The following is a 12,362-nucleotide window of genomic DNA, read 5'->3' as shown; positions in this document are numbered from 1 at the left end:
CCATCACCGCCACCTCTGCGCGGGAGACGGATCCGTCGGCGGCAGGACGGTGACGGCGAAGCCCGACGGCCCGTCCAACCTGCGTGGCAGGCGCGGTCGTTGTTCGATGGCGCGCATCACGGCGACCACACCGTCCGCGGCGAGGTAGGTCGGACGTCCGGTGACCGCGCCCGCGCCCAGCCCGCACTCCCCGGTGGCGATCGCGGTGCTGGGGGGAGTCGTGCACGTGCTGACCAGCGCGGGAACGTTCCAGCCGCGCGCGGCGGCGACCTTACGGCGGGTCAGCGCGAGTAGGAACGCGCCCTCGGCGATCTCGTGCGGGTCCACTCCCAGAAAGCGGGCCGTCTCCCGGGGCGGGCCGGTGTTCAGTCCGAGCACCAGCGCCACGTCGAGTTCCCCGCGTCGCAACTGTCCGGACGCGACGTGGATCGCTGCCAGCCCCGAGTCCAGCCCGCAGTCCAGGATCATCGTGGGCCCGTGCAGGTCGTGGCGGTTGGCGATCCAGCCCAGCGCCACGCACGGCATCCTGCCGGGGAGGGTGTAGGGCCCGATCGGCGCGGTCCTCGCGCCGTGCTCGCTCAGGAACGCCTCGCACGCCTTCTCGTCGGGGGTTCCCGCGAACCTGCGCCGCAGGGCGTCGGCGAACCCCCGCACCGTGGAGTCGGCGCCCAGGTGGGTGGAACCGTAGTGGACGCCGAAGACACCGGTCCGCTCTTCCAAGCCGTCCCAGCACCGGCCGTGGTGGTCGACGAAATCGGCGACCGCGAGCAGCGCCAGGTGCTGGCAGCGGTCGATCTGCCGGGCGATCCCCGGTGCGACGCGGACCCGGCTGAAGGGCGGAGGATCGAAGTGCTCGCCGAAGCTGGCCGCCGGAAGCGGCGCGCCCGGATCGGCCAGCAGCTGCCGGACGGCTGCCCTGTCGGGGTACCCGGGCAGCACGGCGCTCCAGCCGACCACCGCCACCTCCTGGTCGGTGCAAGGCCGGGCCGATACCAGGCCGCCGACCGGACGGTCGGGGTGCTGCACCAGGAGATGACCGTTGATACCGCCGAGCCCGCAGGCGAACACGCCGACCAGCGGCCGTGGCGTCGGACCTGCGGCCGAGCCGTCGCGAGCAGCCGAGCCGTCGGAAGCGGCCGGTGGGGTGAGCGGCACGTCCTCGGTGGGGACACGGGCCTGCTCTTGGTCGGCGGCCCCGCCGGCCCTGGCGGTGAAACGCCGCTGCGCCGGAACGACGCCCTTGTTCAGCCCGGTGATCGCCTGGATGAGGGAGACGATCCCGCACGCCATGCCGGTGTGCCCGGCGATGGTCTTGTTCGAGGTCGCCCAGGTCGGTTTTTCGGCGTAGGCGGTCGCGATGGAGCACAGCTCCACGTGGTCGCCGGTGACGGTGGCCGTACCGTGCGCCACCACCCACGCCACCTCGGAAGCGGGGACGGCGTTGACCTCGTGCGCGCGGCGCATCGCCCGGACCTGCCCGGTCGGATTCGGGGCGAAGATCGCCTTGCCGCCGCCGTCGCTGGCGCCGCCGAAGCCCACCAGCACGCCGAGCACGGCGTCGCCGTCGCGGTGCGCGTCGTCCAGGCGCTTGAGCGCCACCGCCGCCGCGCCGTCGGAGAACATGGTCCCGTCGGCGGCGGCGTCGAAGGCCCGCACGTCGCCCGAGCGCGACAGCGCCCCCATCTTGGCGAAGTACACCTGCCGCAGCGGGCCGTGGGCGCTCATGCCGCCGCAGAAGGCGATGTCGACCTCTCCGTCGATCAGGCGGGTGACCCCGAGATCGACGGCGTACAGGCCCGCGGGGCAGATGTTGTCCACCACCAGCGTCCGGGTGTCGTCCGGAAGGACGCCGCAGGCGGCCCGCCGGACCTGTTCGTGCGGCAGGAACCGGCAGTGGTGCCGGTCGGCGCAGCGCTCCGTCTCGGCGATCGCGGCGCGGATCCGAGCGCGGACGTCCTCGACCTCGTCACGAACACCGGCACCGTGATGCCCCTCGGGGCCGGCCGCCGAGTGCACTGCCATGCCCGCGGCGGCCAGGTCGGCGGCGAGGGCGGCGTCCAGCTCGTGGCTGGCCTCGCTGCTGGCGGCCACGTACAAGCCGCAGCGCCCGTCCGGCGGTAGCGCGGCAGTGTCCAGGGCTTGGAGCAGGCTGTGCCGCAGCCAGCCGACCTGGAGGTCGGCGGAGTCCGCCGTCCATTCGGGTTCCAGCCGGCGGTGCGGGACGAACCCGGTGATCTCGCCGAAGGTCCGCCCGTAGGTGCGGTCCGCGGCATCGGGATCGGCGGAGTGGAAGGCGTGCGGGTCGTAGCGGCGGACGGGTTCACCGAACACCGGACGGTCGGTCCTGAGCAGTTCCCAGAAGTCCTCGGGACCGCTGGCGCCGGGCGTGACCAGTCCCATGCCCACGACCGCCACCAGCGCGCGGGAGGTGTGCGCGCTCATGACGAGCGCAGGATCCTGTCGGCGACCGCCTCGACCGTCAGGGGTGTCGGAGGCTCCTGGGCGCCGAGCGAGGACGGAAGCCGCCACCGGTCGGTGGCCAGCGCCAGCACCATCGTGTTCTGCAACGAGTCCAGCCCCAGCTCCGCCTCCAGGTCCACGTCGGCGGTCACGACCTCGACCGGGAACTCGAGCGCCTGGGCGTACATGGTCCTGAGCTGTGCGATCAGTTCGTCACGTGCGGGGATCACGGGTCCTCCTGAAGGGCGGGTCGCAAGGCGTCCAGAGCGTTGCGCAGGTCGTGGGGGGTGGTGCGCATTCGGAACGGGGCCGCCGCCCGCGCGTCCGGGGCCGCCACCGAGAGCAGGTTGGTCAGGGCGCACCGCAGCCCGCATTCGATGAAGTCCTCGATCCCGTCGCCGCGGAGCTCCGTCACGGCGCCCAGGAAGTCCACGGGCAGGATCATCTGCAGGGCGAGCGCCTGGCGCAGGTCGTCGCAGGCCCGATAGCGGCGCCTGAGCAGCGGCGAATGGACGGCGCGCCGCAGCGGTTCTTGCGCGACGCTTTGGACGCGCCAGGTGTAGTCCAGATAGGCCTTGGTCAGCAGGGGGTGATGGTGGGGGAGCCGACCGGTGCGCAGCAGCGTCGCGGCGTGGCCCTCGCTGGTGAGCCGGGCCTGGAGAGCCAGGATCTCGTCCTCGCGTCCGGACAGGACGACCTGCTCGGGCCCGTTCACTGCGGCCACCACGACGTCCTCGGCCTGCCGCGCCCACCGTTCGGCGTAGCGTCGGCTCACCGACACCGCCAGCATCGCCCCGGGAGGGATCCGGCACCGGCGCAGCGAGGCGCTGCGCTCGCACAGCAGGCGTGCCCCATCGGCGACCGAGAACGCGCCGGCCGCCACCAGCGCCGCGTATTCGCCGAGGCTGTGCCCGATCAGGACGTCACCGGCGATGCGCCCTTCCTCGCGAAGGACGCGGTAACAGGTGATCTCGGCGGCGTAGACCGCCAGGACCATGGTGTCGGCGATCCCCGTGTCGGTGGTCTCCGCATCGGTGCTCTCCGTGTCGGCGACCGGGGAACCGGGGGCGGTGTCGAGGGGTTCGCCGTCCAGAAGCGACGGGCCGACCGGTGCGAGGCCGTACTCGCATACGACCGGATCGATCTGCGCAGCGGTCTCGACGGCGATCCGCCGGGCCGTGGAATGGTAGCGGAAAGCAGCCGGAAAAAAGGCTCCCAGTCCTGGGAACATCAGGGCCGTGCGCACCATTCAGAACCCTTTGAAGTGGAGGACCGGCTTCAGGCATCCGCCTCGCTGGGAATCGCGGGCCGCCTGGTTGATCTCGGCGAACGGATAGAGGCTCACCATCCGGTCGAACGGCAGCCGCCCTCGAACGTGCAGATCGGCCAGGACCGGGAGGAAGAGTTGCGGAATGCTGTCGCCCTCGACGATGCCGCGCACCTGCCGGCCGAACATCAGCCCCGACATCTCCAGCGCCACCTCGGTGCCCGGTGCCGCACCGCCGACCACGCCGCAGACGCCGGAGGAGTGCAGCGCGTCCACCGCCATCCGCAGGATCTCCGGCACGCCGGTGGCCTCGAGCGTGTAGTCGATCCCCCTGCCGCCGGTCAGTTCCCGCACTCGCCCGACGGGTTCGGCGCGGCCGAGCTCGACGGTGTGGGTGGCGCCGAGTTCCTCGGCCAGCCGCAGCCGGGCGCGGTTGCGGCCGATCGCCACGATGGGGTCGCATCCGGCGATCACGGCGGCCATCACCGCGCTGCACCCGACCGACCCCGCGCCGAAGACCGCGATGCCGCTGCCCGGCTCGCAGGCCAGGGAGTTCAGCACGCTCCCCGCTCCGGTCTGCACCCCGCAGCCCAGCGGTCCCAGCAGCTCCAGGGGCAGGTCACGGGGCATCGGGGTGACACTTCGGACGGGCGCCAGCGCATGGGTGGCGAACGAGGACTGGCCGAAGAAGAAGCCGTGGACGGCAGCGGAGCCGCTCCGCATCGGCGTCGACCCGTCACCGCGGACACCGCTGAAGTTGCGGGCGACGAAGTCGGCGCAGTAGGCCGGAGCGCCCCGGCGGCAACGGGCGCAGGCGCCGCACGAGTCGAAGCTGAGCACCACGTGGTCGCCGACCCGGACCTCGGCCGAGTCGCCGCCGACCTCCTCCACGACACCCGCGCCCTCGTGCCCCAGCACGATGGGCAGGGGAACGGGGAACCAACGGTCGCGGACGATGAGATCGCTGTGGCAGATGCCGGCGCTGACCAGCCGCACCAGCACCTCGCCCGGACGGGGCGCGTCCAGCTCGACCTCCCGCAGCACGAACGGCGCGCCCGCCGCCTCGGTCAGCGCCGCGGTGATCAGCACGGGACCGGCGCTCTCTGCGGTCGGGCGCCCGTCGTCGCCGCGGCGACGAAGTCGTTTCCGATGGCCCGGCAGAACGGCAGAACAATCAAATCCTCATCTACTTTCGCTCGGCCGGGCGCGGTCGAGGCAGGGAAAACAATGCTCGCGCCCGGTGTTCAATTGACGTGCATGGCGAAAGTTCTCCTCCGACAAACAGAGTACAAACTGGTCGGACACGGATGTCAATCAAGAGATGCCTGAAGTCGGAGACAGTTACAACTGACCTTTAGGTCAATTCGCCCCGCCACAGCGTCAACACCCGCCACACGTGGGCGTGCAATTCGCTTCGATGAAAATTTCACCCCGCCTCCGCGGGAATCATCGGTGCACGAGAGCGAGAACGTTGCGAACGGTGGCTCGGGGACATGGGATGCTGCGCTGGTGATAAGAATCCTGGGCCTCACCGTCGTGCTCCTCGCGGCCGGGTGTTCGTCGAATTCCCGGGCGGCCGCTCCGGAGGCGGTCCCATCGAGCTGGCCGAGCTCTTCGGAGACGGCCAGCCCGGCTCCTCGGTCCGGGGCGTCGCGGACGGCGGTGCCGGTGGCTCCGTCACCGGGGCTGGTCGTGCACAACGGGACGCTGGAGTCCCCGCTCAGCGACTTCGAGGCCGCTGTTTCGGGCACCTCGTGGGCCGCGTCGTTGAGTGATCCGTTGCATGGCACGACGCGGCCCGACGGCCGCTTCCTGCTGGTGCGGGTTTCGATGCGCAACATCACCGATCACCCCGTCTACCCGCCCGCGCACCTCTCGCTGTACGCGGCGGACGGTTCGGAGTTCGCGCCCGAGTGGGACCAGACGTTCGGGCAGACCGTCCTGGTCGGACACGGCAAGGTCAACGACCTCCGACCGGGCGCGAGGACGACCGTGGTGCTGGTCTACGACCTTCCCGAGGGCGTCAGGCCGAAGGCGGTCGCTCAGCTCAAGCTGGGCGCCGGCGTCTAGCGGGTGACGAGGCGGTCACGGGATCAGGCCGAGGCGGCGGGGCGGTCACGGGGTCAGGCCGAGGTGGCGAGGCGGTCACGGGGTCAGGCCGAGGTGGCGAGGCGGTCGCGGGATCGGGCCGAGGGCGCGGGGTGGTCGCGGGATCGGGCCGAGGGCGCGGGGTGGTCGCGGGGTCAGGGCGAGGGGGCGGGGTGGTCAGGGGATCAGGCCGAGGCGGCGGGCTTCGGTGACCGCTTGCAGGCGGTCGCGGAAGCCGAGTTTGTCGTAGATGTGCTCGAGGTGCTTGCCGACCGTCCGGACGCTGATCCGGCGCAGGGTCGCGATCTGGCGGGCGGTCAGGCCGTCCGCCAGCAGGGCCAGGACGTCCAGTTCTCGTGCGGTGAGCCCTGCCCGCCGACGCGCCTCGTCGCGGGCTTGCGCGCCGGACGGGACCGCGCCGCCGGAAGGGAACGCGAGGTCGAGGACGGTCAGGACGGGCCGTAGCGAGCGGACGAGGTCCAGGGCCGAGTCGGGGAAGTCGGACCCGGACCGGAGGAGGTACCAGCCCGCGCCGCGCAGCGGCGTGCGCGGGCCGATCGACAGCGCCATGTGGTGCAGGAGGCCCATCGGGCGGTAGAAGCCCAGGTAGGCGGGGTGGTTGCGCCATTCGCGGGCGGCGACCAGGTCGCTGATCCGCAGCGGTTCGCGGGTGCGGGGGCTGCGCCGGTAGTGGCGGACGGTCGGGATGTCGGCCAGCACGGAGACGAGCCGCCGCTCGTCCGCGGGGGCGGCGGCCGGGTCGCTGCGGATCTCCGCCGTGCAGGCCGCGAGGTCGACGGCCGCCCAGCCGACGACGTCCGCGCCGATGGCCTCGCTCAGGCAGGCGGCCACGGCGGCGAGACGGGCGGCCCGGTCGGGGAGCCCGTCGCACTGGTAGCTCAGCTCGCGTGGGTCCATCGGTGGCGTCATCCGGCGCTCCGGAGGGCGGTCAATACGTATTGTTCCCCATGCCGCCGGACGCGGCGCGTGACTAACGTCGGACAAGCGGGGGCGAAGCGAGGCCGGAAGCCTGGTGCCGGGGGGCACGGGGCTGTCGGCGCGAGGCTCCGGCCTCGGTTCCACCGCAGGACGCCGCACAGCGCAGCGACGCTGCCAGAGCGGCTCTTCAGCAGTGATGCCGCGAGGACGCGCGCCGGCGAGGCGACGCGGGCAACGGAACGGTGCTTCAGGAGAAGCGTGTGGCCAGCGCGGCCAGGCCGGTGGCGTAGATGCCGATGGTGAGGGTCTTGGCCATGGCCTCTTCGTCGTCGGCGTTCGCGGAGAATTCGGCCGACCATTCCACGAACGCCTCTCCGGTGACGGTCACCGGGACGACCCGGAGCGTCGCGCGGCAGCGGCGGACGGGCAGTGGACATTCGAGCACTTCGTACCGGTAAGTGCGGGTCTCGTCGTCCAGGGAGATCAGGCGCTCGCGGAACACGGTGTCGCCCGGGCCGATGATGCGGCGGACGCAGCCGACGCGGTCCGACGGGCCGCCGTCCTCGATGACGCCGGTGTCCACGCCGGGCATCCACTCGGCGAGGTTGCCGAAGTCGCGCAGGTACGCCCAGACGCGGTCGGCGGACGCGGGCAGGACGGCGCTGGCGTACGCGGGCGCCTGGACGGGCGGCAGCAGCGACGGTCCGGCGGTCGGCCGGTCGGGCGGGGTGCCGGGAGTTCGCGGCGAGGGGGTGGCGGGGGTTCGCGGGGAGGGAGCGGTGGGGGTCTCGGGCATGGCGGGCTCCTCGGGGCACGGACGGTCCGTGCCGCGCGGATCGACCGGGAGACCGCGCGGCGCGGGACCTGCGGGGCGGTTCAAGGGGTGGGGCAGGGGGTGGGGCACGGGGTGGTTCGGGCGGTGCGGATCATCACGTCCCATGCTCCACCGGGGGTGTGATCCAGGCAACGTTCGCGGCATCATCGGACGCGTCGCCGGATCCGTTCCGGCGCCGACGACCGGGAGGACGCCGTGCTGCTCGCCGATCTGGCCCACCGGGGCGCGACGCTGTGGCCGGAACGCACCGCCGTCGCCTGGGACGGCCGCCGGCGCACCTACCGGGAGCTGGGCGAGCGCGCCGAGGCCTGGCGGCGGGCGCTGGCCGCCGGGGGAGTGCGCGCGGGCGATCGGATCGCTCTGCTGAGCGTGAACGTCCCGGACGTGCTGGAGGCGGCGTTCGGGGCGTCCCTTGTCGGTGCGGCGGTCGTCCCGCTGAACGTCCGGCTGAGCGCCGAGGAGATCCGGTTCCAGGTGGAGGACGCGCGCGCCCGGCACGCGATCGTCCACCCGGCGCTGGAGCCGCTCGCCCGCGCGGGCGGCCTGCTCGGCCTCACCTGCTGGACGCTCGGCCCGGACACCGAGAACGCGCTCATCGGCGCACCCGAAACGGATCTGCCGCGCCCGGACGCCGAAGCGCCCGTCATGCAGCTCTACACGTCCGGGACGACCGGACGTCCGAAAGGGTGCCTGCTGTCGAACCGGGCGTGGGTCGTGGCGTCCGCCAACGTGGTGCAGGCGCTCGGCCTCACCGGCGACGACCGGATGCTCGGCGCGCTGCCGCTGTTCCACGTCGCCGGGTACGGGGTCGCGCTCGCGCAGCTCGCGGTCGGCGGGACGCTCGTGCTGCCGCCCGGTCCCGCGCCCGAGCAGCTGTGGCCGGTCATCGCGGAGCACGGCGTCACCGTCGCGATCTTCCCCACCGGCACCGGACGCGCCCTCCGCCACGAGGCGGCGGCGCCCGAATCGCTGCGGCTGCTGTTCGGCATCGCCGCCACCGAACGCGCCCGCACCCTGACCGTCCTGCGCGACCTCGGCATCGACTACCGGGGCATCTACGGGTCGACCGAGGCGGGGAACTTCGTGTCGGTGTCCACGCTCGCCGACGAGCTCGAACGTCCCGGCACGGTCGGACGTCCGCTCCCGCCCTTCGACGTCGCGGTGGACGCGCCGCCGGGCGAGGCGGGCGAGCTGCTCGTGCGCGGCGCGACGCTGATGAGCGGATACGCCGGCCTTCCCGAGGCGACCGCCGAGGCGCTGCGCGGCGGCTGGCTCCGCACCGGCGACCTGCTGCGCCTGGACGCCGACGGCTACCTGTACTTCGTGGACCGCGCCAAGGACATGGTCAAGTCCGGCGGCGAGAACGTCTACTGCGCCGAGGTCGAGCGAGTCCTGGCCGACCATCCCGCCGTGCTGGACGTCGCGGTCGTCGGCGTCCCGGACCGGCGCTGGGGCGAGGCGGTGAAGGCCCTGGTCGTCACGCGCGGCGACGTGGCGCCCGCCGACCTCGACGCCCACTGCCGGGGCCGCCTCGGCGGGTTCAAGCGTCCCCGCTGGTACGAGCTGGTCGAGGCGATCCCGCGCAACCACTCCGGGAAGATCCTCAAGCGCGAGCTGCGCGCCGCGCACGACCCCGCCAAGGCCGTCCGCCTCCCCGAAACGGACACGCCACCGGACGACCCGCCGAACCGGGGTACCGTGCGGCCATGAACCGCCGTCGCTTCCTGGTCGCGTCCGCCGCCGCCGTGGCGGGCGGCGCGGACGTGCTGGCGGCGGGATGCGGCGGTTCGGGCGAGCGGACCGTCCTGCGGCTGGTCACGGGGGAGAAGGGCGGCCCGTACCAGGCGCTGGGGGACAGGTTCGCGGCCGAGCTGCGGCGCGGCGGGTTCACGGTGAGCGTCGTGCCGACCAACGCCAGCGTCCAGAACCTGGCCATGCTGGCGGACGGGCGCGCCGACCTCGGGTTCGCGCTCGCCGACAGCGCCGACCGGGCCGTCCGGGTGGAGCACCGGCGGGTCGACGCGCTCGCCCGCATGTACATGAACCACGTCCACCTCGTGGTGCGCGCCGATTCGCCGGTCGCCAGGGTCTCCGACCTCGCCGGGCGGCCGGTCTCCCTCGGCGCGGACGGCTCGGGCACCGCCGTCACCGCCGAACGCGTCCTGGCCGTCGCGCGGCTCGCCCGGCCGGCCCGCGTCGTCCGGTACGGCCTGGACCGGTCGATCCAGGCGCTGGTGAAGGGCGAGATCGCGGCCGCGTTCTGGTCGGGCGGCGTGCCGACGCCCGCGCTCACCGCGCTGTCCCGGCGGGTCCGCATCCGGCTCGTCCCCCTGGACGAGCGGCTGGTGGGCGAGCTGCGCAGGGCCTACGGGCCGGTCTACGACCCGGCGGCCATCCCGGCGCGGGCGTACGGCGAGGACGAACCGGTCGAGACGGTCAGCACGGCGAGCTACCTGATGTGCCGGGTGAACCTGCCGCGCGACGTCGCCTACCGGGTGACCGAGCGCCTGTTCACCAGCCGTGACCGCCTGGAGGCTCCCGAGGCGCCCGGCGGACGGCTCGACCGCCGCTTCGCGATCGGCACGGGCGCGGTACCGCTGCATCCCGGCGCCGCCCGCTACTACCGCTCCGTCTACGGCTGAACACGTGCGCCCTTGAGCGCGGTCGTGTTCGGACGTGTTCGGTCGCTCAGGATTGTGCGTTTGATCGGTCGTTCTGGAAGTGGAGTTCGACGGAGAGGCCGTGGGGGTGGTTGGCGGCCAGGGTGAGGCGTCCGCCGCAGGATTCGGCGAGCGCGGCGGCGATCGGGAGGCCGAGGCCGCTGCCGGGCAGGTCGGCGTGGGCCGGGGCGCGCCAGTGCCGTTCCACGGCGTGGGCGCGTTCCTCTTCGGTCAGTCCCGGGCCGTCGTCGGCGATGCGCAGGACCAGGGCGTCCGCGTCCAGCGTGACCGCGACCGTTCCTCCGGACGGGACGAACTTGTGCGCGTTGTCCAAGGCGATGTCGGCGATGCGCGCCACCGCGTCCGGGACGGCCCGGACCGGCAGGCGCGGCGGCAGCCGCACCGTGAACGCGATCTCCAGCGCGTCGAACACCTCCCGCCAGGACTCCAGCTTCGGCGCCAGCTCGGCGACCACGTCGAGCTCGCGGGCGATCGGCGCGCCCGCCTCGCTCTGCGCGAGGTCCAGCAGGTCCGTGACGGTCTTGGCCAGCCGGTTCAGCTCGTCGGAGGTCTCCCGGAACTCCGGCTCGCCGGCCGGATCCAGGAACGGGCGCAGGTTCTCCAGCCGGAACATCAGCGCGGCGAGCGGGTTGCGCAGCTCGTGCGAGGCGTTCGAGGCGAACTCGCGCTGCCGCTTCATCGCGGCGCCGACCGCCTCGACCATGTCGTTGAACCGCTGCTCCAGCCGCCGCAGCTCCGGCGGCCCGACGTCCGCGGCGGTGCGCGCGCCCATCTCGCCCTCGGCGATGCGCCGGGTCGCCTCGTCCAGCTCGGTGACCGGGCGCAGGATCCAGCGGGCCAGGCCCCGCGCGACCAGCACCGCGAACGCCAGCACGGCGAGCCCGGCCAGCAGCAGCGCGCCCCACACGCGCGCGATGTCGGCGCGGGCGTCGGCGGTCGGCGCGAGCAGCAGCACCGCGCCGGAGATCTGCGCGTCCCGGCCGGACGGCTCGGCGATCAGCACGTGCCGCGGCCCGAACGGCGTCAGCGACGGCAGCGCGTCGGTGGTCCGTCCGGACAGCGCCAGCTCCGTCGCCCGGTGGTCCGGGACGAGCGCGCCGCCCGCCCGCGCGACCGGGACCCCGTCGCGGTCCCCGATCCACACCGACGCGCCGTACAGCTCGGCGTACCGGGCGATCTCGGGTTGCAGCGAGGCGCGGTCGCCGGTGCGCGCCGCCAGGTCGGCGAGCTCGGCGAAGCGCGTCGCGTCGGCGCGGCGGTCCAGCAGGAGGCGACCCGTCCGGTGCGAGGCGTACGCGCCGCCGAGCGGCACCGCCAGGCCCGCGATGACCAGCACGACCAGGGTGGTCAGGACGGCGACGAGCCTGGTCCTCACGCCGGGCCGTCCCCGAGCCGGTAGCCGGTGCCCACCAGCGTCACGATCAGCCAGGCCCGCCCGGTCTTGCCGCGGATGTTGCGCACGTGCACGTTCAGCGCCCGCGACGCCGACAGGGACGTGTCGCCCCACAGCGCCAGCAGGATCTCCTCCCGCGCGCACACCTCGCCCGGACGGCTCGCCAGCAGGGCCAGCACGTCGAACTCGCGGCGGGTCAGCGCCACGTCCCGGCCCTCGACCGTCACGCGCCGGGCGGGGACGTCCACGACGACGTCCCCGACGGTCAGCCGCTGGACGCGGGAGGGCCGCGCGGTGCGGCGCACCACCGCCTGCATCCGGGCCAGCAGCTCGTCCGGGCGGACGGGCTTCACCAGGTAGTCGTCCGCGCCCCGGTGCAGGCCCTTCAGCACGTCCCCGGCGCGCGCGGTCACCACGATGAGCGGCACGTCCGAGCCGCGCCGCAGCCGCTCCAGCGCCTTCAGGCCGTCGCAGTCGGGCAGGCCGAGATCGAGCAGCACGAAGTCGGCGTCGGCCGCCATCCGGACGCCGTCGGCGGCCGTCCGGGTGTGCCTGACCTCGTACCCGGCACGCCGCAGGTGGGTGCCGAGGGCGGCGGCGAGGCGCAGGTCGTCCTCGACCAGCAGAACGCGCATGGCCGCCAGGCTAGAGGTCCGGCGCCGCGGCCGCAGCGTCCGGTCCGTCCGGCCCTCACGCGCG

Annotated in this window: 11 protein-coding genes; 3 read left to right on the top strand and 8 right to left on the bottom strand. The window is 73.6% G+C overall.

The genetic code is table 11. The features are described 5' to 3' along the window. Positions 1 to 3: 3 nt before the first annotated feature. The 4 genes from ACFPCY_RS41460 to ACFPCY_RS41445 are packed head-to-tail and all read right to left on the bottom strand — an operon-like array spanning position 4 to position 4,816. Positions 4 to 2,442, bottom strand: coding sequence for a beta-ketoacyl synthase N-terminal-like domain-containing protein (locus ACFPCY_RS41460; protein ID WP_378265096.1), 2,439 nt, complete (start codon positions 2,440 to 2,442; stop codon positions 4 to 6). Then, positions 2,439 to 2,690 carry an acyl carrier protein gene (locus ACFPCY_RS41455; protein ID WP_378265094.1) on the bottom strand — a complete coding sequence of 84 codons (252 nt, stop codon included), beginning with the start codon at positions 2,688 to 2,690 and terminating at the stop codon, positions 2,439 to 2,441. Before ACFPCY_RS41455 ends, ACFPCY_RS41460 begins: the two co-directional genes overlap by 4 nt. Then, complete coding sequence (locus ACFPCY_RS41450; protein ID WP_378265092.1) at positions 2,687 to 3,709, bottom strand: ACP S-malonyltransferase; 1,023 nt, start codon at positions 3,707 to 3,709, stop codon at positions 2,687 to 2,689. Before ACFPCY_RS41450 ends, ACFPCY_RS41455 begins: the two co-directional genes overlap by 4 nt. Next, positions 3,710 to 4,816, bottom strand: a complete 1,107-nt coding sequence (locus tag ACFPCY_RS41445; protein ID WP_378265090.1) for an NAD(P)-dependent alcohol dehydrogenase — start codon at positions 4,814 to 4,816, stop codon at positions 3,710 to 3,712. 579 nt (positions 4,817 to 5,395) lie between these two features. Between ACFPCY_RS41445 and ACFPCY_RS41440 the strand changes: the two genes are divergently transcribed. Beyond that, positions 5,396 to 5,797, top strand: a complete 402-nt coding sequence (locus ACFPCY_RS41440; RefSeq protein WP_378265088.1) for a DUF4352 domain-containing protein — start codon at positions 5,396 to 5,398, stop codon at positions 5,795 to 5,797. Between the two features lie 195 nt (positions 5,798 to 5,992). Here the strand turns inward: ACFPCY_RS41440 and ACFPCY_RS41435 are convergent, their stop codons facing one another. Next, positions 5,993 to 6,745 (bottom strand): response regulator transcription factor, encoded by a 753-nt coding sequence (locus tag ACFPCY_RS41435; protein WP_378265086.1) that lies wholly within the window; start codon positions 6,743 to 6,745, stop codon positions 5,993 to 5,995. A gap of 256 nt (positions 6,746 to 7,001) precedes the next feature. After that, positions 7,002 to 7,550 carry an SRPBCC family protein gene (locus ACFPCY_RS41430; protein WP_378265084.1) on the bottom strand — a complete coding sequence of 183 codons (549 nt, stop codon included), beginning with the start codon at positions 7,548 to 7,550 and terminating at the stop codon, positions 7,002 to 7,004. Positions 7,551 to 7,784: 234 nt separating this feature from the next. On the opposite strand from ACFPCY_RS41430, the gene ACFPCY_RS41425 reads away from it, so the two are divergent. Both ACFPCY_RS41425 and ACFPCY_RS41420 read left to right on the top strand, forming a co-directional pair. Next, complete coding sequence (locus ACFPCY_RS41425) at positions 7,785 to 9,299, top strand: class I adenylate-forming enzyme family protein (RefSeq protein ID WP_378265082.1); 1,515 nt, start codon at positions 7,785 to 7,787, stop codon at positions 9,297 to 9,299. Next, positions 9,296 to 10,231, top strand: a complete 936-nt coding sequence (locus tag ACFPCY_RS41420) for a TAXI family TRAP transporter solute-binding subunit (RefSeq protein WP_378265080.1) — start codon at positions 9,296 to 9,298, stop codon at positions 10,229 to 10,231. The genes ACFPCY_RS41425 and ACFPCY_RS41420 overlap by 4 nt, the downstream gene beginning before the upstream one ends. Before the next feature lie 46 nt (positions 10,232 to 10,277). Here ACFPCY_RS41420 and ACFPCY_RS41415 read toward each other — a convergent pair whose 3' ends face one another. Together ACFPCY_RS41415 and ACFPCY_RS41410 are read right to left on the bottom strand one after the other, a co-directional pair. After that, positions 10,278 to 11,645 (bottom strand): sensor histidine kinase, encoded by a 1,368-nt coding sequence (locus ACFPCY_RS41415; RefSeq protein WP_378265078.1) that lies wholly within the window; start codon positions 11,643 to 11,645, stop codon positions 10,278 to 10,280. Continuing rightward, the gene (locus ACFPCY_RS41410) at positions 11,642 to 12,298 is read right to left on the bottom strand and encodes a response regulator transcription factor (RefSeq protein ID WP_378265076.1); all 657 of its coding nucleotides are present in this window, start codon (positions 12,296 to 12,298) and stop codon (positions 11,642 to 11,644) included. Before ACFPCY_RS41410 ends, ACFPCY_RS41415 begins: the two co-directional genes overlap by 4 nt. Positions 12,299 to 12,362: the final 64 nt, after the last annotated feature.

Origin of the sequence: Actinomadura gamaensis, assembly GCF_042652125.1 — a bacterium.
In the GTDB taxonomy this organism is placed as follows: domain Bacteria; phylum Actinomycetota; class Actinomycetes; order Streptosporangiales; family Streptosporangiaceae; genus Spirillospora; species Spirillospora gamaensis.
Note: the sequence above shows the minus strand (reverse complement) of the source record. Positions and strands in the feature narration are given on the sequence as shown.